The sequence below is a fragment of the Paenibacillus sp. 22594 genome (assembly GCF_052044425.1).
Lineage (GTDB): Bacteria > Bacillota > Bacilli > Paenibacillales > Paenibacillaceae > Paenibacillus_AQ.
Genome location: NZ_JBQENA010000004.1, coordinates 514,522 through 538,103, shown reverse-complemented (window position 1 = coordinate 538,103; position 23,582 = coordinate 514,522). Strand labels below are relative to the sequence as shown.

Genomic DNA, 23,582 nt, shown 5'->3' with positions numbered 1-23,582 from the left:
GCCCCCAATAAATAATGATGTTACAACATGGTTCCCTAAAATCAAACAGACTCCTACCAGCGAATGGACTGCTGGTAGGAGTCATTAGTCTCTAGAGACGGTTAATGGCGAACTCCATCGCCGTATTGAATTATAACCAATACTAAGGACATCATGTGAAAAAGTCAATGCGAAAAATAACGATGTTAATCATCATCACCATTTGATCCATTCAGAACATCCGTACCCGGCATGGCATCGATTGGCGGGGAGACCGGATCAATGGCCGTTCCAGGTTCAAGTTCATCGGCATCGGGAATATCTTCGAGCGGAAGCTCTTCTTCATCGTCATCTATAAGCTCTTCATCATCGGCGTAATCAATCGCACTGCCGGCCAGTCCGGCAGCTTCAGCGGCAAATATTGCATCTGATTCCAGTACTTCGTCCCGTTCGGATGGTGGAGGAGAAGTTATGCTGGTGACCCTGTCTGCCCGGCGTCCAAGCGCCGGTTCAGGAGTATTGAGGTTGATATCGGCAGCAAGAATAGGATCCCCCTCCAAGACGGGATCGGAGCCGTCATCGACCACACCATCCCAATCGACAGGCTTCTCGTGGGCCGGAAGTTCCTCAAGCGGGATATCCTGCTCGGATGAAACTCCACCCATTTTACTATAACGCTCATATACAAAGTCGGCTTCAGTTTTATTAAATTCATTACCCATCGCCGTTCAGCTCCTTTTGGCGTGATTACTTTTGGTTTCATTCACTATAGTAATTCTATACCCCAATCTCTTGCGGCGAATCTTCATGCCTTACCGTAACCTATGCTTAATATAATCATTCTGCTGATGGATTAACCATTATTGAAGTAAATGTTCATCTGGTCAGCTGAAATATAACGTCTTTTTTCGAGGTTTTTTGCAAGAATAGGCAGGTAAAGTGCGAAGGTTGTCGAAAATAAGAGTTGTATGGACTACATAAATCCAACTAAAGATTTACTGAGGTGCCACAATGAAGTTTTCATCAACAAAGGCAGCGGCAGTTATTTTCACAATGTTGCTGCTGATTGTTATAGTACCTATGGCCGTTGCCTCACAGGGGAGCGGCAAGGCAGGAACCTTATTGCCAGGCTGGGAGCTGAAATGGGAAGACTCAGCAGTGTGCAATCCTGCTGCTGCAGCTTCGGCCCCTGACAGTGATTGGATCTCAGTTGCCGGGCAATCCGCGAGACCCGTGGCTCCGGCAGGGGCCACAGCCGTCTGGCTTCGCTTTTCTCTCCCGGAGCCCGGGGTGAGCACGGGCCTTTTGATTGATAAAGTCCATGGGAATAACTTCAGAGCTTATATAGACAATAAGCTCATTTATGATTCTCAGGATGTAGTGAATGATAATGGAAGTAAGGTGCTGATCCCTTTGTCCGGTGCAGAGGGGCCTTCCCTTCTTTATCTGTGGAGCAGCGGAACCGGTCAGGATTTTGGGATTGAAGGCACAATCACAGCAGGAAGCTACGGCAAGCTGCTGGCTGTCTATGTGAAGCAGGATTTGGCGGATATTGTGATTGGTGTTGCTTTTTTATTTATGGGTGCAGCATTGATGGTTTGTTTGCTGTTTCTCAAGCTGGATGTATTCAAGGGCGGTTTTTTTCTGGTTCTGGTCATTGTTTGCTTTGGCGTACTATTCATCACCTATTCGCCGTTTCTGCCGATTATTTTGCACACCCGGGGACACTGGATAGAGATCTGCTTTGATCTGGCGTTATTCACACTGCTGCCGTCGTTTACATTTTATTTTGAGCAAATTTTCGGTCCAGGACGGCGTGGACTGATTATGCGTCTGCGTCAATTTCAGATGGGCTATTCTCTATTGTGTGTACTATTTCTGATTGTTAACGCTCTGCTGTCTTACCGGTTGGACGGAATATATAGAATTTTCACCGTAGATATTCTGGGACTGCTGATGATGATGCAGGTTATCTTTTTGCTGTACGTGGCTGTTCAGACTGCATCCCGAGGGGACCGCGATGCGGTTATCTTCTCAATCGGGTTCTCAGTATTTGCTCTATTGTCACTAACGGAGCTAATTCTGTACTATGCCAACAACAGCTATCACTTGCAATGGTGGAAGTGGGGGGTTATTGTGTTTGTCCTTTCGCTTATTGTCATTCTGGGCAGAAGATTCGCCAGCAATCATGAACAGGCACTGGAATATTCCCGTGAGCTGGAGAGATTCAATGATGATCTGCAGCGGTCGGAGAAAATGGAGATCATCAGCGAACTCGCGGCCTCGGTGGCTCATGAGGTACGTAACCCCCTGCAGGTTACCCGCGGATTTTTGCAGATTCTGGGAGAACGCTCCGGCAAGAAGGAGAAGGAATACCTGCAAATGGCCTTGGAAGAGCTGGACAGAGCTTCGCTCATCATCACGGACTTTCTGACCTTTGCCAAGCCTGGGCCTGATTCACTGGATAGCTTTGAAGTAGCGGAGGAGCTTAAGCATATCTCGGGCATTCTGGTACCGCTGGCCAACATGCAGGGAGGGGCCATTGAGCTTCAACTGCAGAGCGGACTCCAGGTGCTGGGCAGCACTTCCAAGTTCAAGCAGGCTTTTATCAATCTGATCAAAAATGCCATTGAATCCCTTGAGGAAGATGGGCTGATTACCATTACTGCATGGAAGTCTGGAGAGTATGTCATCATCAGTGTGCAGGATAACGGTGAGGGGATGAAGGTGAGTGAGCTGGCTCATCTGGGTGAACCGTATTATTCGAACAAAAAGAAGGGGACCGGGCTTGGCCTGATGGTGACGTTCCGGATTATTGAAGCCATGAACGGCTCCATTCAATTTGAGAGCAGGAAAGGTGAAGGCACCCAGGTGATTGTTAAATTACCATCGTCCGCAAATAAATAGGAATTATTTTGGTTAATTCCGTTTTTTTGAAGGGATGGACTGTAGATGGGGCGAAGTACTAACAATAACAGAACAATAGCTTCTGAATTTTACTTCTGAGGTGCTCGCATGCGCTTGTTCGCTAGAATTCTACATCTATCGGTAGTTCTATTCGTACTTTGTATGGCTTGTGGTGTGCTTGAGGCATCGGCAGAAGGTCGGTATGGCTCCACAGAAATCACAAACTGGCAGATGAAATGGGGAAGCCCGGACGGAGAGACAGGCAAGGAGGTTCCGCTTGCGGACGAGCAGGGATGGATGACGGTCCACGCTCTGCAAGGTACATCGGAGCTTCCCAAAGGAATTTCCTCCGCGTGGACGCGGATACCGTTGCCGGAGAACAGGTATACTTCGCCTGCGGTCTACATTAATACGTTATACGCGCTGCATGTTAAGGTATATGTGGGGGACCGTCTTATTCTTGAGGGCGACCGCAGCTTCATCCATGACAATTATTCACTACTTATCCCCCTTAGTACCGAAGACAACGGCAAAACCTTATACATATGGACGGAGACCCTGCAAGACCGCATCGGAATCAAAGATAAGGCGCTGCTAGGTGAGCACAGTCTCCTAATAAAAGATTATTCGAAAAACGGACTGGTCGATGTGGTCTTGGGCGGCGCTTTTCTATTCGTGGCTATCGTTCTTTTTGTTTGCGCATTTTACTTGAACAAGGAATATTTCCCTATCGGCGCTTCCCTTTCCGTAGTCATCGCCTCCACCGGAATTCTATCCATTACTTATTCTCCTTTTACCTACACCTTCTTCAGTTATTTAGGCCCGCTTAGCGTCGTCTTTTTTGATTTGGCACTGCTGTCGCTTCTGCCTGCATTAACCTTTTTATTCGAGAAAATTTTTGGCAGCGGCAAGCATGGAATCATCCGCCGGTTTCGTAAATTTCAGGTGGCCTACTCCATGTTCTGCATTGCCTGTCTGATTGTGAATTACCTGTCGGGCAACCGGCTGGTGGAATTTTATTATTTTGTGTCTGCTACCATTATCGGCATCATTATGATTCTGCAGTTCATCCTTTTGACCGCCTGTGTCATCCTGTTCTCTCTGCGGGGGAATAAGGATGCAATCACCTTTGCCGTCGGGTTTGGTATTGCTGCCGTGACCGGGGCGGGTGAGCTGGTGTGGTATTATATCCGGCAGGGCAATTATGATCTGATCTACTGGAAGTGGGCGCTGGTGGTGTTCATTCTCTCGCTGATCATCATCCTTGGGCGGCGTCTCGCTTTGAACCATCAGCAGGTTGTCAAGTATTCACGGGAGCTGGAGCTGTTCAACAACGAATTGCAGCGGTCCGAAAAAATGGAGATTATCAGCGAGCTGGCTGCATCGGTGGCGCATGAGGTGCGCAATCCCCTGCAGGTGACAAGAGGGTTTCTGCAGCTTCTAAGCGAAAAGTCGAGCGGTGATGAGAGACGATATTTATTCATGGCCCTCAGCGAGCTGGACCGCGCATCCAATATCATTACGGATTTTCTTACATTTGCCAAACCCGAATTCGAGAAGATCTCCCTGCTCAGTGTCCAGGATGAATGTAAGCATATCGAGAGTATCCTGCTGCCGCTATGCCATTTGAACGGAGGCAAGATGGTGCTCGAGGTCGCCGGTAATCTATGGGTAAAGGGCAATTCCTCCAAGTTCAAGCAGGCATTCATCAATATTATCAAGAACAGTATTGAGTCGCTGGGAGAGGATGGGGACATTCATATTACGGCCTATGCCAAAGGGGATAAAGTGTTCATTCATATCAAGGACAACGGGTCGGGGATGGATCCATGGGTTCTGAGCCGGTTGGGTGAGCCTTATTTCTCTTCCAACAAGACCAAAGGAACGGGACTCGGACTGATGGTGACGTTCCGGATTATTGAGGCGATGGGGGGCGAGATCCGCTTCATGAGCACAAAAGGAGCCGGAACCGAATCCATTACCACTCTGCCTTTGGCAGAAGCGCCGGATGGTTCTGGCTCCTATGAAGCTAAGCTTGGTTAGATTACCAGGTGCTGTGTAGTATTACCAGGTGCTGTGTAGTATTACCAGGTGCTAAGTGTGGTTAAGTCTGTTTTCATTACACCTGATGCCGGACTGGGCGGGATAACCAGGTAGAACTCGTTGGATCCTTCTTCAACGGTCTTGAGAGTAATATCATCGGGAAGTTGAATGCCTAGCACTTCTTGGAGGGCTGCTTTCGGATCTGTGAGTAATCTTTGCTTGAAACCGGGATCTTCCCATGCCTTCTGAATCACTTGATTTCGGAGAATTGCTTCTGACAAAATAATCACCCTTCCCAAAATGGTTATATTTTCCTGATCAGTATAGCATAGCCCAATCTATTATTCTACATCCTATTTCCTATTTACAGATTTATATGTTTGGATAACCAGTAGCTGAGACCCCCGTGCTGTAAAAGCTGCTTTTCTGCTTCAATGGCTGCTGCCATGTGCTGCAGATTCTTAACCATTACCTGGTGGAAGGATATGAGATGAGGGGCGTTCAGGTGGCAATGTTCCAGCTTTCTGTGATTGGTTAGTGCCGTCTCGGCATACTCGGCAAGTCCGCCTGTGGTAAAGATATAATCCTTGACCTGTGTTTTGGTAAGCGCTTCCCTTTGTGTGTTGAAATGACTGCAGGCCAGTGACAGCAGACAGTTGTAGCTTCCCCCGGCAAGATCCTGCTCCCAATCCTCGTAGTCATCCAGCATTTGCAGCGTCAGCAGTACCGTGTGGAGCACATCTTCCGCCTCCGTAATCATTGAAGCATTACCGGAATACAGCAGGACAGCTGTGCTGGTAAGCTTCAGCGGACTGGCTTTGTGAGAAATCTTCAGGCGGTCATTCAGAAAATAATCTCCATGCGCCTCACCGGCCATACTGTCCGCCCACTCCAGGATATATCGGTTGAAGCAGAGCCAGAAGAGTGAGTCTGACGGGAATAGCGGTCTATATCTGTTGAGGAATTCGACATACAGCAGATTGGCAAGCGGGAGCTTGCGGGCTGCACTGTCCTCGCTGCTGTCGATCAAGTCGTCCTGAATGAAGAAATACAGCATGCAAAAGACATTGCCCGCCGACAGTTGCCGGACTTCGGCATCCGTAAGGCCATAGCCGTCCCTCAGCCAGAAGGGAAGCAGATAACAGATGTAATTTTTGTGGCTTCCTGTACTAAACACGTTAAACTGTTCGAGATAGGATAGTCCTTGGGAACGAATCGGTTCAGGGAATCCTGAAATAATGTTGCTGCAGTCCTGAAATACCAAACGGAGCTCTTCATCGAAATCATGCAGCCAATCCATAGTTTTGTCTCCTGTCATCAGCTTTTTGAAAGATCTATGTATTGCGTTTACAGGTAATAAATGGTTATTCAAAATGATTATAGTCTTCCCGTCAGGTGTTTTCAATCTAAATTCGAGGGGGAATTATACTATGGAATGGTATACGTTCGGACAAATGCTGATGCATATCCGTTTGGGACAAAAGGCGGCCACTCCTGACGGGCGTACGGTGCTTCGCACCTCTGCCGGATTGCTCTGGCAAGAGGGAAGGATGGATGGGAGCTTCGTGGAAATTAAGGATTATCTGTTCTCCGATCTGTGGAGGATTTACGAGGATGAAGTGAGTCTGAAGGAGAGCCATAACCGGGATTTTTTGGAGCAGAGAGAGCGGGAAATGTTGGAGAACCAATATGAAGAACAGCGCTGGAATTATATGAAGGAACAGGGAGAGCCGAGAGGAGAATAATTGTACTGCGCGAGAAGTGCAGGGAGGTTGTCCGGGTTGACCAAGATATTAAGGGGAAGGAGAATTAAGTATGGAAAAAATAGTATTTGGACTGGTGGGCGGGGGCTGGCGTGCGGAGTTTTATTTAAGGATCGCCCGAGAACTGCCGGAGCGCTTTGCCGTTGGGGCCATGTTTGTCCGGAATAAGGAAAAGGCTGCAGCTCTTAGCAGAGCTTGGGGTGTAAAGGTGTATACCACCATCGAGGAATATATCTCATCGGGAGCTTTTTCATTCACCGTAGTGAGCTTGAAAAAGGATATCAGTACAGCCTATGTGATCCGATTGGCGGAGGCGGGAATTCCGGTGCTGGCTGAAACGCCTCCCGCTTCGGACCTGGCACAGCTCAAGGAGCTATGGAACCGAGTTGGCCACTCCGCGAAGATTCAGATTGCTGAGCAGTACTTGTTCCAGCCGATGCACGCCGCAAGAATTAGGCTCGCTGTATCAGGCAGGCTCGGAGCCGTCAGCCAGGCTCAGGTATCTGCTGCGCATGGTTACCACGGAATCAGCCTGATCCGCCGGCTGCTCAGCATTGGCTTCGAGGATGTCAGCATCCGTGCGCAGAATTTCCGCTCCCCGATCATTCAGGGACCGCAGCGCAGCGGTCCACCTTCCGCCGAAGTACCGGTGCAGGCTGTCCAGACCCTGGCAACGCTGGATTTTGGGGACAAGCTGGGTGTATTCGATTTCACCGGTGAGCAGTATTTTTCGTGGATTCGCGGCAACCGTGTCCTCGTTCGCGGGGAGCGTGGGGAAATAAGGGATCAAGACGTAGCCTGGCTGGAGGCCTATGACACACCGCTGTATAGCAGCCTTCGCCGGATTGATGCTGGACATGGCGGGAATCTGGAGGGCTTTTATCTCAAGGGAATTATGGCCGATGGAGAATGGCTGTATAAAAATCCTTATGGACCAGCGCGTCTGTCGGATGATGAGCTTGCCATCGCAGAGAGTCTTACCCGGATGCAGCAGTATATCCAAGGCGGGCCATCATTCTATAGCCTGGCTGAAGGAAGCCAGGACCAATATTTGGCGCTGCTGCTGGATCAGGCAGCCAGGAGCGGCGAGACGGTAGTTTCGCAGCGTCAGCCCTGGGCGGCGGAATGAGCCTGCGCCGCTGGGGAACCGGGTTTGGCCCGGAAAAGGCGGCAACAACGGCAAAAGTGCCGTTGTTAGAGCAGGAATGGCCAAGTTGGTCCCGAACAACGGCAGAAATGCCGTTGTTGAACGGGCCTCGGCCGGAAAAGGCGGAAACAACGGCAAAAGTGCCGTTGTTGGAGCAGGAATGGCCGAGTTGGTCCCGAACAACGGCAGAAATGCCGTTGTTGAACGGGCCTCGGCCGGAAAAGGCGGCAACAACGGCAAAAGTGCCGTTGTTTCCAAAAAAAGCTGCCCGTTCGCAGTGATACATGCGGCAGGGCAGCTTTCGGCCTTTTTACGGTTTGTTCTTACAGTTACTTGTTCTTACAGGTTAGATGAGGAGTTATAACGCCGCCGAACCAGTCAGCTCAGCAGCCAGCCCGATGTACTCGGAACGGAGCCGGACCAGCTTCGAGACACTTTGCTCCAAACCGCCGGGGCGGTTACGCTGAATCCATAGCTGGCGGTAGTGGTGAAGCAGAAGGTCGAGGTCTTTGATCTGCCGGTGGATCAGCGCCGGGTCTAATGGGCTAGCATCCTGTGCCAGATGCTTCTTAATCCGGGCCAGTTGCACTGCATGCTGTACAAAATGAATGCCATTCCGCAGCTCCTCCAGCACAAGACGGGCATCGCCGCACCCCAGCTCCAGCTGTTCAAGCTGTGCTTCGATCCCTTCTATATAATGCTCTAACTGATCGAAGTGTCCATCCGTCAGCTTGGTGACAAGCTGCACCTGATGCAGCGGGGTACGCATCAGCATGGACATTTCCGTATCATTGGGACGGACAACCCCAGATTCATACTTGTAATAGTTGCCCAGATCAAGCAGCAGCTGACCAATTTTGCCCGAGTGGTCATGGAAGACGGCTGTATTTAGATAAGCGGCAACATCTGCTTCAAGATTGTTCTCCACATTCCAGGCTACTGCTGCACCATAGGCGAATCCGGCATAGCTGATGGGCAGATGCTGCCAATGTCCGAAATCACCCCAGTCGGTAATCAGGTAGCCGATGGCACCATTATTTTTGCCATGCACTGCAGCGCTGCGCAGATTGGCCAGCATGTTATCGCTGCGGCCCGTGAGTGAATTCCAGGAGCTGGTTCCGGGGCATACATAGAACGGAATCCCCGCTTCCCGGAATTTCAGCGTATCTGCCTCAAACGGATGGGCTGCGCTGTAGCCCCATTCCATGGCAATGATATCTTTGGGCAGCTGGGGGATAAGCTCGGGGTGCTGGATGATAATATCTCCCCAGAACTGCATGGTTTTGCCGCGCTCCAGGACAAGCTTATGAATTTTCTGCAGGAAAGACAAATACAGCTGGCCTTTGCCTTCGGCCTCGGCCGACGCTTTGCTTTTGCCAAGACCCAGCTCATACGTCTCATCGCAGCCTACATTGAACTGCTTCGATGTGAAATACGGTAGGAGGTCATCATACATGGTGCCTAACAGCTCGAGGACTTCAGGATCTTCAGTATGGAAGGTACCGGGGTGCATGAACAGTCCCTCCGGGTACATTTCACTGTCGTACATATTCTCTGGGAGCATGAATCCTTCCGGAATTTCAGCCAGGCTATTAAACTCTGGACGGGTCAGCCAGCCCTCCATATGTCCGAAGCTGTTTTGATTCGGAACCAGCTCGATATATCGCTCCTTGCAATAGGCATCCAGCAGCAGAATTTCCTCGCCGGTGATAGGGGTTTCCAGCTCCCAAACTTGTGGAAAGGACTCGTAGGCGAATGGAGAACCTTCTATATATAACTGCAGCTGATTCAACTTCAGATCTGCCATGAAATCAATAATGTGGTAAAGGGTCTCAAGCCTCGGGATTTTGTTGCGGCTGATATCGATCATTAGTCCTCTGGCGGCAAAATCCGGCTGATCGCTGATTTGCAGAAACGGGATGCTTCTGCCGAATTGCTGCAAAATTTGTTTTAGGGTGGCGGTAGCATAATAAGCTCCTTCGGGAGAACTGTACATGACGGCAATTCCGCTCGCATCGACGCGGATTTCATAGCCCTGTGCAGGCAGCAGGGGACTATAACTAAAGTGATAGACGGAACGGGTGGCTGAACGAGTGCCTACAGACAAGGAAAGGCTGAGCTGCAGGACCTGCGACAGGATGAGTTGAAGCCTGCGCGCGGCAGGAAGAACGGAACCCTCTGCTTCTCCCGTAAGAACTATGCTTCCTGCAGAGGGATGCTGGAACCGGCCTTCGGACCAGACCAGCACCTGTGGCTTCGGAAACAGCTGTAATGGATGATTATCAGACATAGCGTGGACACCTCTTGTTCATGTAGAATATGATCATCTTCAGATTAACCATATCACTCCTGGATAGAGGGAGGAATGCACATGATGTCCGAGGTCATGGATTATATGATCAGTCCATACCCCATAAGGATTATTGATCCCAAAGTAGAGTCTTCCAGGCTCAGGCTAAAGGCGATTCAGATAGGTCAAGCGGGTCATCTTCCGGGAAGAATATTGTATCGTACAAACGTTGTATTCGAACATTGGGCACTTGTATATATTTTATCCGGGAACGGTACTTATAGGGAGAACGGCGAAAAGGTACAGCAGGTGCGTGCCGGCAGCCTATTTTTTTTCCGTCCGGGCTGCAGTTACAGCTTCGGACCTCCGCAGGGAGGAAGCTGGGATGAATACTATGTTAATTTTACGGGCACCCGTGTGACCGAATGGCTGGAAGCGGGACTTATTGAGGGGGGGACGGTATTCGAGGCTGCTGCATTTCAGGGGCTCAGTTCCTTATTCGAGCAGGTGCTTGGACTGATGGAAGGCGGTGTACCTGCAGATGCCGACAGGGCGGCAGCTATGCTGGAGGGTATATTGCTGGAATGCTCCCTAATCACTCAAGGGTTTTCCTGGACACGGGAAGCCGACATTATGCCCCAAATCCGCGAAGCGTTGAACTCCTGCATCTACGGAAAGCCGGATCTTTCGGACATTGCGGCCAGACATCATATTTCCATGTCAACCCTTCGCCGCCTTGTGCGGCGCAGCAGCGGATACCCTTTGCATGAGTATATCCACCGGCTCAAGATGGCGGAAGCGAAACATCTGCTGCTTAATACCTCCCTCCAGGTAAAAGCGATAGCCGGAATGCTGCATTACGCCGATTGCTTTTACTTTTCAAGGTTATTCAAGAAATATATGGGCATGTCCCCGCTCAACTGCCGCAAAAGCTTATAATTACTGACAAATTTCTACTTCAATTGACTTAGATATGTCGGAATTTGCGGTTTTTTCATTGACAGCGGCAAAATCAAAATGTTATTATTTAGGCAATATTTGCAGAATCACGATAGTTCTTATAGACTATGCCGGAGATGAAGCCATGAGGGAATTTTACTGCATCAGTTGCCGCAGTCTCCATAAGGTGGAAATACCAAACCACAGCGTACGTATTTTATCCACTGGTTATCATATCGTTGGCGAACAACGCTATCAGATTTGCATTTGTAATTCATCCAAGTTGCCCAAAGCTTTGCCAGCGGTGGCCGAGTAGACTTCGAAAGACTGGAAAGATTACAACAACCATAGATTTTAGCTGCCGAAGCAGCCTGTCCCATTTTTAGGGATAGGCTGTTTTTAGTTCGGCTGCAAGCAGCCTGGAATATATTACATATTCATGAATTCGCTATCATTAGAAAAGATGGATTGGAATTGATAATCCTTTGAAAAAAAAAGCCCTATTTTATGCAAAAATCATTAAATGTAAACGTTATCACTAAAAACGGGAACTTGTTATTGTGATTTTTCTCATGTATGATGCTTTTAAACAAAGCTTAGAAAAAGCTCGCATTTTCCAAAAAATGGAGAATAGGGTGGTGGGATGAAAATTAAAGCAACCGCGGAAGACAGAATGATTACACTTTACAGAAACATTTCTTTGTCCCTCACATCATTGATGTACCTCCTGGATCATACGGGGCCTTCCGTCTTTTATAAATCCCTATTAATCATGCTGTTATTTTTATTTGCCCAAGTATTCACTGTTTATTACCGGAGGTTGCGTAAATGGCCGCGTGTTCTTATGCTTGCAGTGAGCATTGAGATCGCTGGAATCATTGTATTGACGTTGTGTACTGGCGGGTATGACAGTCCGTTTAAACTATATGTACTTAATCCAGTACTCATCGCGGCAGGTTCCCTATCCTTTTACTTCAGCTGGAGCCTCTTGTTTGGTTATTTTGGCATATTTGCTGTATTTTGTTACTTTTTTATGAACTCATCCGGTAAAACTTTTGCAGAAGCAGTGCTTGATAACGGCAACCTGTTTCTAGTCCTGGTACTTACGGTTATAATTATGCAAATGGTAAATCGGATCAAGCGGCAGCGGGAAGCGGCAAACGCACGGACGAACGAAACCATGGAGCATATTAAATCGCTCTATCACATTGTAGAGACTTCAAGTCAGCATGATTTTATGAACATCGGGCAAGTCATTACGGATTATGTGGTGAAGCTTACTAAGCTGGACAAAGCATTGTTCTGGTTCGCAAAGAAGAGTGGAGAGCCTGCCCCTGAGAGCCGCCAGACCGGCTGGCAGCAGGAGGAGGAATGGTACCTGTTCGCAGAGCTGGAAAAGCACGAGCATGAATGGAGATTGCAGCGCGAACCTGTTTTTAAAAGCCTACCCGGACTCGGAGACTTTCTGCTCATGCCTGTGAGAATGAGTACACGTTTTGTGGGTATGATTGGTGTCAAGCTGGAAGCATCGGAGGGGCTGGAAGGCCGCAGATGGTACATCCAGCAGCTAATGTTTCTTTCAGAGCTGAGCGCCATTATTCTGGAGCGCCATGAGCTTGGCGTTATTGAGAACCGGCTGATCATCACCAATGAGCAGAACCGGATTGCCGATGAAATGCATGACAGCGTGTCGCAGAGCCTTTTCGGCATTGTCTATGCAACTCATTCTCTGAAGCAGACCTGGCGGAAGATGTCCGAATCCGAGCTGGAGGAGCAAATTGAGCTGATCCATGATTCAGCTACCAAGGTTGCCAAGGAGCTGCGCATTACGATTTACAGCCTCAGCTCCAAAAAGAGCGGCGGTCCTACATGGCTGGGCATGGTTAGATCACATTTAAAAAGCTTATCCAGGCTGAATGATGTGGAAATTGAGTTAAAAATAACGGGGGATGATTTCAGTCTTCCTTATCCTTACCACAAGGCGCTCTTCCGGATTATATCCGAAGCGACAGGCAATGCCATACGTCATGGTGCTGCCAGCCGGGTGGATGTCGAACTGTCACTTAAGCCGAAATGGATCAGACTTTCGATAAGCGACGATGGCGTTGGTTTCGATACTGATCTGCTCTGGACCGAATCCGAGGATAATACCGGCGGACTAGGCATGAAGAATATGCAATATCTGGCACAGTCCCTAGGCGGTGACTTCCAGTTGTCCAGCAGTGAGAATGCAGGCACCAGAATTTTAATTTCGATACCTGTCGGCGTGGCTGAACTGAAAAATGCATAAACTTTAGGCAGGAGGTCGTTCTAGTGAAAATCGTCATTGTTGATGATCACCCATTGGTTAGAAGAGGACTCGCGGCGGTCATTTCCATGCAGTCGAATCTGCATTTCGCCGGCGAAGCAACGAATGGCCAAGAAGCTCTTCTGATCATAGAAGAGACGCAGCCTGATCTTGTGCTTATTGATCTCAAGCTGGCCGATGAATCAGGTCTGGATGTCATCAAAGCAGCGCGTTCACGTGGGCTGATCAGCAAGTTCATCCTGTTGACCTCATCGGCGAGCCGGGAGGATTTCCTGAAGGCGGAGGAAGTATTGGTTGACGGGTATGTGCTCAAAGAAGCGTTGCCTGAGGAACTGCTGTTTGCCATTCAGCTGGTTCACAAAGGCCGAAAGTATTATGACCCTGGACTGATGGAAGATAAGATGCGGATGAATGGCAACAGTCCAACAGACGAATTGACTCCGAAGGAAAAAGAGGTGCTCATTGAGCTTGGACAGGGGGCAAGCAACCGGGAAATTGCCTCAAGGCTGTTCATCAGTGAGTTTACGGTGAAAAAGCATGTTAGCCAGATTCTGGCGAAACTTCAAGTGGCCGACCGGACACAGGCAGCACTATACGCGAACGCGGTGGGGCTCACCAAGTATGAAATGTCATACGATTAACTTCCATTTAATTTAAAATATGTATGGAACACGGACGTAATAGTCTGTGTTTTTTTTTGCCTTCAGGAGGGTTTTCCGCGCTATTTGTATTTCCTCTGACGTTAGCATTGCCATCTGAACATGATCTGAACAGCAGGTTACATACCCATATGCCTGCGGACGTAGCTATTAATGCCACGGCTTGTCAGGCTTTTCCAGTCATATGGCACTAAAGTATACCATGTGGCCCCTCTTTTGTAGTAAACCTCCTCACACGAAAGTGAAGATTAAAGTGATGGTATGACCCATGTGGGGATTCCCAGGGATTGATAAAATAAAAGCAAGATATCTGAAACTTTCATGATTGCTTTCAGAATGCAACGAATGCGGAAGGAGGGTTACTGTGGAAAAGACGATTTTGGATTACATTAACCTGATTAAAAAGAGGTTATGGTTAATCACACTGTTTGTATTAATCTCCTGCGCCACCACCTTCTATGTCAGCAAGAACTTCGTCGTGCCTGTCTACTCAGCCTCCGGACAGCTGCTCGTCAACAACGCCGCGAATGTCCCCGAGAGCAACAATCTTAATAATCTGAACTTCAGTCTCAACCTCATCGAGAGCTATAAGGAAATTATGAAGTCGCCAACGATTATGAAGAGCGTAGTAGCAGAACATCCGGAGTTCAATCTGACAGAACAGCAATTGGCTGGCAAGCTGCAGATTAAGTCTTCGGAAAAGAGCCAGGTGATCAACCTGAGCGTACAGGATGAGAGCTATACTAAAGCGGCTACAATAGTAAACGCGGTTTCGCAGACATTTATCCGCAGTTTGCCGGCGTTGATGAATCTGGACAATGTGGCATTCCTGACTCCGGCTGACCCTACTGATGTTCCTGGACCCGTTAACGGCGGATCGACAATGAACATTATCATCAGTTTTGTTGTCTCGCTGATGGCAGCCATCGGAATTATTCTGCTGATGGAAACTCTCAACGGTACACTCCGGTCAGAGAAGGAAGCAGAGTTCGATCTAGGACTTCCGGTTATCGCCAGCATTCCTACGATACGCAAACGGGACTTAGGGAAGTCGGCAAATGCTAAAGCAAGAGTAGGGGAGGGTGCTTATGTTACGGCTGAATAAAAGTCTGATTGCGGACATCAATCCATCCTCGCATATCTCCGAATCCTTTCGCTCGCTGCGCACCTACATCAGGCAGCTCGGGCTGCTGAAGAGCAATGGAGGGCAGGTGCTCCTCTTCACTTCCGCTGAAGGCGGGGAAGGCAAGACGACGATATTGTCGAACCTTGCAGTTTCCTTCGTACAGGACGGGAAAAAGGTGGCGGTTGTTGACTGCAACCTGAGACATCCGGGGCTGCACAATGTGTTTGAGGTAGAAGGCAGTCAAGGGCTTGCCGCATATCTCGGGGGCATGGAAGAAGCGAAGGATATTGCCGTTTACGGCAATCTGGCCAATCTGGCTGTAATCCCGGCGGGAATTACCAGTGTGAGTCCACCGGACATGCTGGGCAGTGAGAGAATGGCAGGCTTGCTGGAGGAACTGAAGGCGAACTTTGATCTGGTGCTGCTTGATTCGCCACAAGCGGTTGAATACAGCGATGCACGCATCCTGGCTCCCCTGTCTGATGGACTGATTATCGTTGCCAGACACGGCAAGACCAAACGCGAGTCGCTCAAAAAGTTGAAGGGGCTGATGGAGCAGACGGGCGTGAAAATTCTCGGAATTGCTATGAATCAGACCAGATAGTACTTCCAAGCGGGTTTTGTTCTAAAGAGAAAATGAGTGGAGCCAATACTTACAAAACCTGGTGTATGCTTCCGAAGCAAGTTTTGTACGAGGAATATTCGGATGAGGCATATGCTTACAAAACTCTTAGGAGGTAAGTGCGATGAAGAAGGTAAAAAAGGTGATTATCCCTGCAGCAGGACTAGGAACGCGCTTCCTTCCTGCGACGAAAGCAATGCCTAAGGAAATGCTGCCGATCATTAACAAACCCACTATTCAGTACATTGTGGAAGAAGCAATCGCTTCCGGCATCGAAGATATCATCATCGTTACAGGTAAAGGGAAACGCGCAATTGAGGATCACTTCGACAACGCTTTTGAACTGGAGTCCAGACTGCTGGAAGACGGCAAGCTGGAGCTGCTGAAAGAGGTTCAGCGTTCATCGAAAGTTGAAATTCACTATATTCGTCAAAAAGAACCCAAAGGCCTGGGTCATGCAGTATGGTGCGCTAGACGCTTTATCGGAGACGAGCCCTTTGGCGTAATGCTGGGTGACGACATCGTAACTGGCAAAGTTCCCTGCCTGAAGCAGCTGATCGACCAATACGAGGAAACGCAGAATTCAGTCATCGGGGTCCAGGAAATTCCTGATGAATTCACCAACCGTTACGGCATCATTGAACCCGATTTGCAGGATGGACGTTTGTACCGGGTTAATAATTTTGTCGAAAAACCGGCGATTGGCACCGCGCCATCCAACCTGGCGATCATGGGACGGTACGTGTTCACTCCAAAGATATTCAAATACCTGGATCTTCAAGAAAAAGGCGCAGGCGGTGAAATTCAGCTCACGGATGCTATTCAGAAGCTGAATCAGAGCGAGCGGGTATATGCTTATAACTTTGATGGTACGAGATATGATGTCGGTGAACGGCTGGGATATATTTTGACTACTCTTGAATTTGCACTGCAAAGCGAAGATCTGCGGTATCCGGTGATGGATGCGATGGCAGAATGGCTCAGCAAAGAGGGATTAACTCTGAATAGCTGAAAACCAAGTTTATACTTTCGAAAAGAGCAAACATTTAGGAGGAATGAGGAGAAATGAGCATGCAAAAACTGCCGGAAGACTATGAGGCCGTCCTGCCGAAACTTTACATGCTACATGCCAAAGAAGGAAGTAAAGAAATGGATTCCTATCTGGTGATGAAGCGGATTATCGACATTTTTTTCTCCGCTCTTGGCCTTCTCGTGCTGCTGCCGCTGTTCATCGTGGTGGCAATCCTGATTAAGCTGGAAGATCCGAAAGGAAAGGTGTTCTTCCGTCAGAACCGGGTTGGCAAGGACGAGAAGCTGTTTCCAATGTATAAGTTCAGATCCATGGTCTCCAATGCCGAGGAGCTGAAAGCGAATCTTTTGGCCTACAACGAGGTCAGCGGCGCGATGTTCAAGATCAAAAATGATCCCCGCATCACCCGTACAGGAAGATTCCTGCGTAAGACCAGCATTGATGAATTGCCTCAGCTCTGGAATGTGCTGATGGGTCATATGAGTCTGGTGGGTCCCCGTCCTCCGCTAGTGGAGGAAGTTGCCCAGTACACGGAATATGACAAGCAGCGGTTAATGGTTACACCAGGCTGCACGGGCTATTGGCAGGTAAATGCAAGAAACAGTGTCGGATTTGATGAAATGGTTCAGCTGGATCTGACCTACATTCATATCCGCAGCACGATGCTGGATCTCAAAATCATCTTCAAGACAGGCCTGATGCTGCTCGGCTCTAAAGATGCGTATTAATAAAATGGAAATTGGGTGAATGCCGATGCTTGTATACGGAGACGTTCCTAAGATTTCCATAATCATCTGTACCTACAACCGGGCAGCTTTGCTGCTTAAGACGCTTCAGTCGCTGTTGCCGCTGGAGAATCTGGATCAGGCCGAAGTCATTTTGGTGGATAACAGCTCCAAGGATGATACGGCAGCAGTGGTCAAGCGGTTTATGGATACGGAAGGTACAGATATGGATATCCGTTACATTCTGGAGCCGGTACAAGGGTTATCGGCGGCCCGGAATACAGGAATTCTGGCTTCCAAATCGCCGCTCATCGCTTTTCTGGATGATGATGCGATTCCTTGCCGGGATTGGATAACGACAATTGTAAACACGTTTGATCAAAAGCCCGAGGTCATGGCCATGGGCGGCAAGATTGCTCCGATCTTCGAAAGCAAGCGCCCGGATTGGCTGATCAAGCCGTTCGAGTTGCCTTACACCATCGTCGATTTGGGCAACCGCATTAAGGAATATCCGAAACGGCTTCATCCCTGCGGCGCGAATATGGCGATGCGCAAGGTGGCCTTTGATATCAGCCTGTTTCCACTGGAGCTCGGAAGAAAAGGAGACTCACTTCTCTCCGGTGAAGAGACCTGGCTGTTCAATCAGATTGAAAGTCAGGGACATTCGATTCTCTATCATCCGCAGATGGCTGTTGATCATTTCGTACCGGCCAACCGGCTGACGGAGGATTGGATTATGAAAAGATATTACAGTCAAGGCATATCCAACGCGATGAAAAGCGCTGGTGTGAAGGATAATCTGCTCCTGCTGGGTAAGACGGCCGCCAAAGTCATCTATGTGATGGCCGATTCGATCCTCTCCAGAAGCCAGGGAAGAAAACTCCTGAACAAATGCCGGCTGGAGAGTATTCGCGGAACTCTTCATATGATCTGGAACCGGAAGAGGGAATCTGCAGCGGGGTGAGGGAGACAATGACGAATTTTGAGTGGGGCTCCAAAATAAATGTTTTACCATACGGAATGCTCTATCTCATGTCCGCACTGTTCCTAGGAACAGCGGTCATCTATCAGCCAGTAATAGCGATAGCAGCCGTACTCCTGATTATATTGCTGGTTGTCTCGATCTCTCGTCCTGAACTCATCAGCTATTTCGTCCTGCTCACGACAGCGGTCTCCATCAACTTTCTGTATCCCGGCAGCATGTTCGGCGTTGAGATTCTCTCGCTTTACAAGCTGGTGATCCTGATGCTGCTGGTACCTTGCATTCTTGTGAACGGATTGAAGTTCCGTCTGAGCCCGCCCCTTTGGGCGATGGTGGGACTGCTCTTCATCACCTTTGGCACCTCCATATGGTTGCCTGAGATGAGCGGGTCCATTGCAATCAAGGCATTTATCGGTTTGTCTCTTCCTTTTGTCTTCCTCCTGATTAACTGGAAGAAGGAAGTAGCCGAACGGCAAATCCGTATTCTCGCTTCGCTTCCACTAATGAGTGTGCTGGCCGGAATCGTGCTGCAAGTCGTACATCTTCACTCTTTCCTCGATGTGGAGTTCACCGGCGCTGTACGGGTTCAGGGAGCGAACATCCCGGCGCATCTGGCGATGCTGGCCTTCATGGGTGTGGGAATTGCCTTCATTGAGATCAAGCGCAGTCCGCAGCATGCACGTTATTTCTATACCATGCTGGCACTGAACTTCCTGATTCTCATTGGAACCGGGACACGCGGACCGATATTGGCACTGGTGTTAATGGCTCTGTACTATTTCTACGATATTTCGCGGCAGTACCTGAAGGGCAAAACACAATTTCTGATTCCGCTCCTGTGCTCGGTTATTCTGATCTTCTCGGCGGTATATCTGCAACTCGACAACATCAAGAAGCGTTCCTTCGAACGCACGACGGAGACGACGGTTGACTTATCGGGGCGCGCAGAAGCCTGGGAGTACTTCCTGAACAAGGCGGCAGATTCTCCGTGGTCGGGCAGAGGACTTGGAGCCGTTACGGTGGCGAACGACGGAACACTGTATAAAGGATTCGTGGTTCCCCACAACGAGTATATCCGCTTTTACTTTGATGGAGGGTATATCGGAGCCATACTGCTTCTCATTTCATTATTGGCTGTGTTTACTCTGGTGTACAGAGCTTTGGCAAAGCCAGTCAAACCATATTATCTGTTCTTCATAGCAGGGTTTATGATTTATTCGTTTTCCGACAACACGCTGTCGACGGTCCAATCGATTATTCCTTTCTGTTGGTACCTCAACTGCCTGTATCGATCTTCACAGCCAACCGATTCCCCACAAAAAGAAGTGATACGATGAACCAAGTGAACATGTTCGATGTCAATTTCGATAACTATGATTTCATGGACCTGCTTGATTACATTGATAAGACTATTCAGGAGCGGTCACAATCGTACATCCTGACCTGCAACGTCGATCATGTGATCAAGCTTCGCAAGGACAAAGAGTTCCAGACCGTCTATTCCGAAGCAGGTGCTGTAGTGGCAGACGGAATGCCGCTCATCTGGGCCTCAAAAATGCTTGGTAAGCCGCTGAAGCAAAAGGTATCGGGAGCAGACCTTTTCAGCCGCCTAGGCAATGCCTTTGAGCAAAGGAAGTACCGGCTGTTCTTCCTCGGCTCTGCACAAGGTGTGCCGGAGCAGGCAACCAAGAATCTTAAAGCGGCCTATCCCGGCATGAATATTGTCGGCTGCTATTCTCCTTCCTACGGCTTTGAGCACAACGATGAAGAGAACCAGCGTATTATCGAAATGCTGACGGAGAGTCAGCCGGATATTGTGTTCGTAGGCGTGGGAGCGCCGAAGCAGGAGAAGTGGATTTACCGGCACTACAACTCTTACGGGGCGCCGATCTCCATTGGCGTGGGAGCCACCTTTGACTTTTTGTCAGGATCGGTGAAGCGGGCGCCGGATTTTATGCAGAGAACAGGGCTCGAATGGTTCTGGAGACTCAGCCAGGAACCGAGAAGGCTCTGGAAAAGATATCTTGTCGATGACGCTCAATTCCTGGTTTTGCTGCTCAAAGAGCTGCGCAAACGGGATAAAGCAAAGGGAGGCAGGCTGGAATGAACTTAAGTCTTCCGTCCATGAAGTCAGCAGGAACGCTGCTGCTGATCTGCGGTATATGTCTTGGGCTTCCGCTGATGATCGGGTTTGCCAGTGCGAAGCTCAGCTCTTCCAATAGTCTTCAGGGGATTATCCTGGCGGGAATCCTGTTTCCGGCCTTCCTGCTGGCATTGCTGAAGCCGAAGGCGCTAATCGCCTATACCTTGCTGGTCTGGGCGGTTGCTCCAGAGCTGCGGCGGATCGCTGATTGGTCGGAAGGAGTCTATCATTCTGTATCACTGCTCAGTCTGGCGCCGCTGCTCACGGGTGCTACCCTGGCAATTCCGGTGCTGGGGGAGATTCACCGCATCCGCAAATCTTCCACCCGGATTATCCTGTTGTTCTCGGTGGCACTCGCTTACGGAGCGCTGATTGGCCTGGCGAAGAACGGCATAGGCTCAGTGTACGATCTGGCAAATTATATCGTACCCTTGCTGCTGATTCCGTTCTTCGCGGTAACCCGCTTTAGACCGAAGGACATTGACCGGTTGCTTTATGCTTTTGCCAATATCGCCGTTCTCGTAGCCATTTACGGAATCGTCCAGTATTTGACCGTTCCCCCTTGGGATGCCTTCTGGATGAAGAATGCCGATATGATGTCCATTGGCACACCGTATCCTTTAGAAATCCGGGTTTTCTCCACGCTGAATTCACCCGGACCTGCAGCGACCTTCCTGGTCTTTGCCCTGGTACCGATGATTCTGGAGAAAAGATGGCAGGGTACCCTGCGCTGGATCGGCGTTATGCTCGTTGTCGTCTGCCTCCTGACCACGCTGGTGCGTTCAGCCTGGCTGGTCATGCTGGTCATGCTGCTGGTATACATCGCTTCCTCCCCGTCAAAGGGCAAATGGAAGGCGCTGCTCCAACTGGTCTTCGTCGCTGCCGCACTGTTCTGGATTGTCCCTAAGCTTCCGGGCGCGGAAGGGCTGGTCGCCCGTATGGAGACACTGACCTCTGTGCAGGAAGACCACTCCTATAATGAACGCCTGAGTCTATGGCAGAACATGCTTCCGATGGTGGCGGCCAATCCGGTCGGCCAAGGCATAGGCAGTGTAGGCCAGGGTACCAAGATCGGCAACGGTGGAGAACTTGGCGAATACGGAAATATGGACAACGGTGTGATCGCCTTACTGCTTACCTTCGGGGTCCTGGGCGCATTGTTTTTCTTTGGCGCCCTGGGCGCAGTCATTAAACAAATTATAGTCAGAGTGACCAGCAGAGACAGTCTTCAGCCATATGCCCGGTTATCACTGGCAGCATGGATGGGAGCGGTGGTCAGTCTGGTATCGGACAACGGTTTTCCCGGACTCAAAGGTTACCTGATCTGGATGCTGATTGGATTAGGGCTTGGGGCCAAAGAGATTATTGATAGCAGAAAGAAGGGAACACCACATGCAGCCATTGAACGCGAAATCACTTCCCACTAGCACGGTCTGGTCCTCGCTTCGGCGGTTTACCAAGAGTAAGGACAACAGCTCCGCAGCTGTGAAGACCATGTTCGTCAGCGTGCTGATCCTGCTGGTGAATATGCTGACCGGTGTGCTGACCGCCCGCTACCTGGGTCCTACAGGACGCGGAGAACAGACAGCTATGGTGAACTGGTCACAATTTCTGGCGTTCAGCATGAGCTTCGGGATTCCTTCGGCGCTGATCTACAACGCCAAAAAGAATCCGGATGAAGCAGGCGTACTCTATCGGGTGGCCTTGCTAATCGCACTGGCATTCGGGACCGCAGCCATGATTGTCGGGATTGTGATCCTTCCCTACTGGCTGAAATCCTTCAGCCCGAATGTCGTACTGTTTGCGCAATGGTCAATGATCCTGTGCCCGCTGATCGTGGTCTCACAGATCAACAATGCAGCTTTTCAGTTCAGAGGCGATTACAAGACCTTCAACTGGCTGCGGTATCTGCTCCCGCTGCTGACGCTGGTAGCTATCGGAATTCTGATCCTCACCCATTCGATGAATCCTTTTACAACTGCACTCGCATATCTGGTACCTTCAGTGCCGGTCTTCATCTGGATGACAGTTACCCTGCTCCGTACCTACAGAGTGAAGATGAAGGATGCTTACAAGAATTTCAAAAGACTGTTCACCTATGGACTCGGTTCCTACGGAAATGATCTGCTCGGACAGTTTTCCTTCTATATCGACCAGATCATTATCGCCGGGCTGCTACGGCCAGCCGATCTGGGATTATATGCGGTAGCGGTAAGCCTCTCGCGGATGGTCAACTTCTTCTCGAATTCGATCACCGTGGTGCTCTTTCCAAAAGCTTCCGAGCTGTCTAAGGATGAGGCCATTTCCCTTACCTTCAAAGCCTTTCGGATCAGCACAACGTTCACCCTGCTGGGCTCACTGTTCCTGATGCTGGTTGCACCATTCGTGATTCCGCTGCTGTACGGCAAAGATTTCAACACAGCTCTGACGGTGTTCCGCCTGCTGCTGCTGGAAGTTACGATCAGCGGAGGCACATTGATACTGGCCCAGGTGTTCATGGCACTCGGCAAACCGAAGTTCGTATCGATCCTGCAAGGGGTCGGACTGATCCTGGTAATTCCGCTGCTGTTCCTGCTGGTGCCGAAGTTCGGATTGTTCGGGGCAGGGGTGGCGATGCTGTCATCGGCGGTGCTGCGGTTCTTGTTCATTATCCTGAATATCAGATACAACCTGAAGGTCAAGCTGCCCCGCCTTATCATTAACGGGGATGACATTCAGTGGATGAAGACGACGATGAATTCCTATATTCGTAAAAAACCTATGGATACCTAAGCAAGCGAGCAGAGGCACTAAGCGAGCCGCTTCTCTGCTTAAATAATAATGGACGGTGTTGAGAGGAAAGTAGAGAAAGTTTGGAGCTGTAGAAGCGTAGCGTTCGCCTTTGTCTTCTGATTTCAACCGCAGCTGCGGTCTTAAATA

The 23,582-nt window shown here is 49.5% G+C and carries 21 protein-coding genes and 1 riboswitch; of the genes, 17 read left to right on the top strand and 4 right to left on the bottom strand.

What is annotated here, in order from left to right:
* Positions 1-68: 68 nt before the first annotated feature.
* A riboswitch (Fluoride riboswitch) is annotated at positions 69-131 on the bottom strand.
* 54 nt (positions 132-185) lie between these two features.
* Positions 186-701 carry a hypothetical protein gene (locus ACTJKB_RS16565; protein WP_440835417.1) on the bottom strand — a complete coding sequence of 172 codons (516 nt, stop codon included), beginning with the start codon at positions 699-701 and terminating at the stop codon, positions 186-188.
* Between the two features lie 289 nt (positions 702-990).
* Between ACTJKB_RS16565 and ACTJKB_RS16560 the strand changes: the two genes are divergently transcribed.
* Entirely contained in the window at positions 991-2,886 is a 1,896-nt protein-coding gene (locus tag ACTJKB_RS16560; protein ID WP_440835416.1) for an ATP-binding protein, read from the top strand.
* 108 nt (positions 2,887-2,994) lie between these two features.
* On the top strand, positions 2,995-4,929 hold the full coding sequence (locus ACTJKB_RS16555; protein ID WP_440835414.1) for an ATP-binding protein: 1,935 nt from the start codon (positions 2,995-2,997) through the stop codon (positions 4,927-4,929).
* Between the two features lie 41 nt (positions 4,930-4,970).
* On the opposite strand, the gene ACTJKB_RS16550 is transcribed toward ACTJKB_RS16555, so the two are convergent.
* On the bottom strand, positions 4,971-5,210 hold the full coding sequence (locus ACTJKB_RS16550; RefSeq protein ID WP_440835623.1) for an NHLP leader peptide family RiPP precursor: 240 nt from the start codon (positions 5,208-5,210) through the stop codon (positions 4,971-4,973).
* Between the two features lie 83 nt (positions 5,211-5,293).
* Positions 5,294-6,229: a hypothetical protein gene (locus tag ACTJKB_RS16545; RefSeq protein WP_440835412.1), complete on the bottom strand. Its 936-nt coding sequence runs from the start codon at positions 6,227-6,229 to the stop codon at positions 5,294-5,296.
* Positions 6,230-6,359: 130 nt separating this feature from the next.
* Between ACTJKB_RS16545 and ACTJKB_RS16540 the strand changes: the two genes are divergently transcribed.
* From ACTJKB_RS16540 to ACTJKB_RS16530, 3 genes are all read left to right on the top strand, one after another.
* Complete coding sequence (locus tag ACTJKB_RS16540; protein WP_440835411.1) at positions 6,360-6,674, top strand: hypothetical protein; 315 nt, start codon at positions 6,360-6,362, stop codon at positions 6,672-6,674.
* 70 nt (positions 6,675-6,744) lie between these two features.
* Entirely contained in the window at positions 6,745-7,821 is a 1,077-nt protein-coding gene (locus tag ACTJKB_RS16535; protein WP_440835409.1) for a Gfo/Idh/MocA family protein, read from the top strand.
* Positions 7,822-7,897: 76 nt separating this feature from the next.
* The gene (locus ACTJKB_RS16530; RefSeq protein WP_440835408.1) at positions 7,898-8,203 is read left to right on the top strand and encodes a hypothetical protein; all 306 of its coding nucleotides are present in this window, start codon (positions 7,898-7,900) and stop codon (positions 8,201-8,203) included.
* Here the strand turns inward: ACTJKB_RS16530 and ACTJKB_RS16525 are convergent.
* Complete coding sequence (locus ACTJKB_RS16525; protein WP_440835406.1) at positions 8,198-10,129, bottom strand: beta-N-acetylhexosaminidase; 1,932 nt, start codon at positions 10,127-10,129, stop codon at positions 8,198-8,200. The two genes, ACTJKB_RS16530 and ACTJKB_RS16525, sit on opposite strands and share 6 nt — an antisense overlap.
* Before the next feature lie 84 nt (positions 10,130-10,213).
* On the opposite strand from ACTJKB_RS16525, the gene ACTJKB_RS16520 reads away from it, so the two are divergent.
* From ACTJKB_RS16520 to ACTJKB_RS16465, 12 genes are all read left to right on the top strand, one after another.
* On the top strand, positions 10,214-11,068 hold the full coding sequence (locus ACTJKB_RS16520) for a helix-turn-helix domain-containing protein (protein WP_440835405.1): 855 nt from the start codon (positions 10,214-10,216) through the stop codon (positions 11,066-11,068).
* An 844-nt stretch (positions 11,069-11,912) separates the two neighbouring features.
* Positions 11,913-13,358 carry a sensor histidine kinase gene (locus ACTJKB_RS16515; RefSeq protein WP_440835403.1) on the top strand — a complete coding sequence of 482 codons (1,446 nt, stop codon included), beginning with the start codon at positions 11,913-11,915 and terminating at the stop codon, positions 13,356-13,358.
* Between the two features lie 23 nt (positions 13,359-13,381).
* Positions 13,382-14,017: a response regulator gene (locus ACTJKB_RS16510; RefSeq protein ID WP_440835401.1), complete on the top strand. Its 636-nt coding sequence runs from the start codon at positions 13,382-13,384 to the stop codon at positions 14,015-14,017.
* Positions 14,018-14,399: 382 nt separating this feature from the next.
* A complete protein-coding gene (locus tag ACTJKB_RS16505; RefSeq protein WP_440835399.1) occupies positions 14,400-15,140 on the top strand; it encodes a YveK family protein in 741 nt (246 codons plus the stop codon).
* Complete coding sequence (locus ACTJKB_RS16500; RefSeq protein ID WP_440835398.1) at positions 15,124-15,765, top strand: CpsD/CapB family tyrosine-protein kinase; 642 nt, start codon at positions 15,124-15,126, stop codon at positions 15,763-15,765. The genes ACTJKB_RS16505 and ACTJKB_RS16500 overlap by 17 nt, the downstream gene beginning before the upstream one ends.
* 142 nt (positions 15,766-15,907) lie before the next feature.
* The gene (galU, locus tag ACTJKB_RS16495) at positions 15,908-16,795 is read left to right on the top strand and encodes a UTP--glucose-1-phosphate uridylyltransferase GalU (protein WP_074083042.1); all 888 of its coding nucleotides are present in this window, start codon (positions 15,908-15,910) and stop codon (positions 16,793-16,795) included.
* A gap of 53 nt (positions 16,796-16,848) precedes the next feature.
* Positions 16,849-17,541, top strand: coding sequence for a sugar transferase (locus ACTJKB_RS16490; protein WP_074083044.1), 693 nt, complete (start codon positions 16,849-16,851; stop codon positions 17,539-17,541).
* A 19-nt stretch (positions 17,542-17,560) separates the two neighbouring features.
* Positions 17,561-18,502 (top strand): glycosyltransferase, encoded by a 942-nt coding sequence (locus tag ACTJKB_RS16485; protein WP_440835395.1) that lies wholly within the window; start codon positions 17,561-17,563, stop codon positions 18,500-18,502.
* An 8-nt stretch (positions 18,503-18,510) separates the two neighbouring features.
* Positions 18,511-19,857, top strand: coding sequence for an O-antigen ligase family protein (locus ACTJKB_RS16480; protein ID WP_440835394.1), 1,347 nt, complete (start codon positions 18,511-18,513; stop codon positions 19,855-19,857).
* Positions 19,854-20,627: a WecB/TagA/CpsF family glycosyltransferase gene (locus tag ACTJKB_RS16475; protein ID WP_440835392.1), complete on the top strand. Its 774-nt coding sequence runs from the start codon at positions 19,854-19,856 to the stop codon at positions 20,625-20,627. Before ACTJKB_RS16480 ends, ACTJKB_RS16475 begins: the two co-directional genes overlap by 4 nt.
* 17 nt (positions 20,628-20,644) lie before the next feature.
* Complete coding sequence (locus ACTJKB_RS16470; protein WP_440835622.1) at positions 20,645-22,090, top strand: O-antigen ligase family protein; 1,446 nt, start codon at positions 20,645-20,647, stop codon at positions 22,088-22,090.
* Positions 22,056-23,435: an oligosaccharide flippase family protein gene (locus ACTJKB_RS16465; protein WP_440835391.1), complete on the top strand. Its 1,380-nt coding sequence runs from the start codon at positions 22,056-22,058 to the stop codon at positions 23,433-23,435. Before ACTJKB_RS16470 ends, ACTJKB_RS16465 begins: the two co-directional genes overlap by 35 nt.
* Positions 23,436-23,582 lie beyond the last annotated feature (147 nt).

Bases quoted from the DNA above. Each gene is read 5' to 3' on its own strand.
- ACTJKB_RS16555 (WP_440835414.1), top strand. From the start codon at position 2,995: ATGCGCTTGTTCGCTAGAATTCTACATCTATCGGTAGTTCTATTCGTA.
- ACTJKB_RS16515 (WP_440835403.1), top strand. From the start codon at position 11,913: ATGCTTGCAGTGAGCATTGAGATCGCTGGAATCATTGTATTGACGTTG.
- ACTJKB_RS16565 (WP_440835417.1), bottom strand. From the start codon at position 701: ATGGGTAATGAATTTAATAAAACTGAAGCCGACTTTGTATATGAGCGT.
- ACTJKB_RS16480 (WP_440835394.1), top strand. From the start codon at position 18,511: ATGACGAATTTTGAGTGGGGCTCCAAAATAAATGTTTTACCATACGGA.
- ACTJKB_RS16540 (WP_440835411.1), top strand. From the start codon at position 6,360: ATGGAATGGTATACGTTCGGACAAATGCTGATGCATATCCGTTTGGGA.
- ACTJKB_RS16470 (WP_440835622.1), top strand. From the start codon at position 20,645: ATGAAGTCAGCAGGAACGCTGCTGCTGATCTGCGGTATATGTCTTGGG.
- ACTJKB_RS16500 (WP_440835398.1), top strand. From the start codon at position 15,124: ATGTTACGGCTGAATAAAAGTCTGATTGCGGACATCAATCCATCCTCG.
- ACTJKB_RS16465 (WP_440835391.1), top strand. From the start codon at position 22,056: ATGCAGCCATTGAACGCGAAATCACTTCCCACTAGCACGGTCTGGTCC.
- ACTJKB_RS16560 (WP_440835416.1), top strand. From the start codon at position 991: ATGAAGTTTTCATCAACAAAGGCAGCGGCAGTTATTTTCACAATGTTG.
- ACTJKB_RS16545 (WP_440835412.1), bottom strand. From the start codon at position 6,229: ATGGATTGGCTGCATGATTTCGATGAAGAGCTCCGTTTGGTATTTCAG.
- ACTJKB_RS16525 (WP_440835406.1), bottom strand. From the start codon at position 10,129: ATGTCTGATAATCATCCATTACAGCTGTTTCCGAAGCCACAGGTGCTG.
- ACTJKB_RS16520 (WP_440835405.1), top strand. From the start codon at position 10,214: ATGTCCGAGGTCATGGATTATATGATCAGTCCATACCCCATAAGGATT.
- ACTJKB_RS16530 (WP_440835408.1), top strand. From the start codon at position 7,898: ATGGCCAAGTTGGTCCCGAACAACGGCAGAAATGCCGTTGTTGAACGG.
- galU (WP_074083042.1), top strand. From the start codon at position 15,908: ATGAAGAAGGTAAAAAAGGTGATTATCCCTGCAGCAGGACTAGGAACG.
- ACTJKB_RS16490 (WP_074083044.1), top strand. From the start codon at position 16,849: ATGAGCATGCAAAAACTGCCGGAAGACTATGAGGCCGTCCTGCCGAAA.
- ACTJKB_RS16485 (WP_440835395.1), top strand. From the start codon at position 17,561: ATGCCGATGCTTGTATACGGAGACGTTCCTAAGATTTCCATAATCATC.
- ACTJKB_RS16535 (WP_440835409.1), top strand. From the start codon at position 6,745: ATGGAAAAAATAGTATTTGGACTGGTGGGCGGGGGCTGGCGTGCGGAG.
- ACTJKB_RS16475 (WP_440835392.1), top strand. From the start codon at position 19,854: ATGAACCAAGTGAACATGTTCGATGTCAATTTCGATAACTATGATTTC.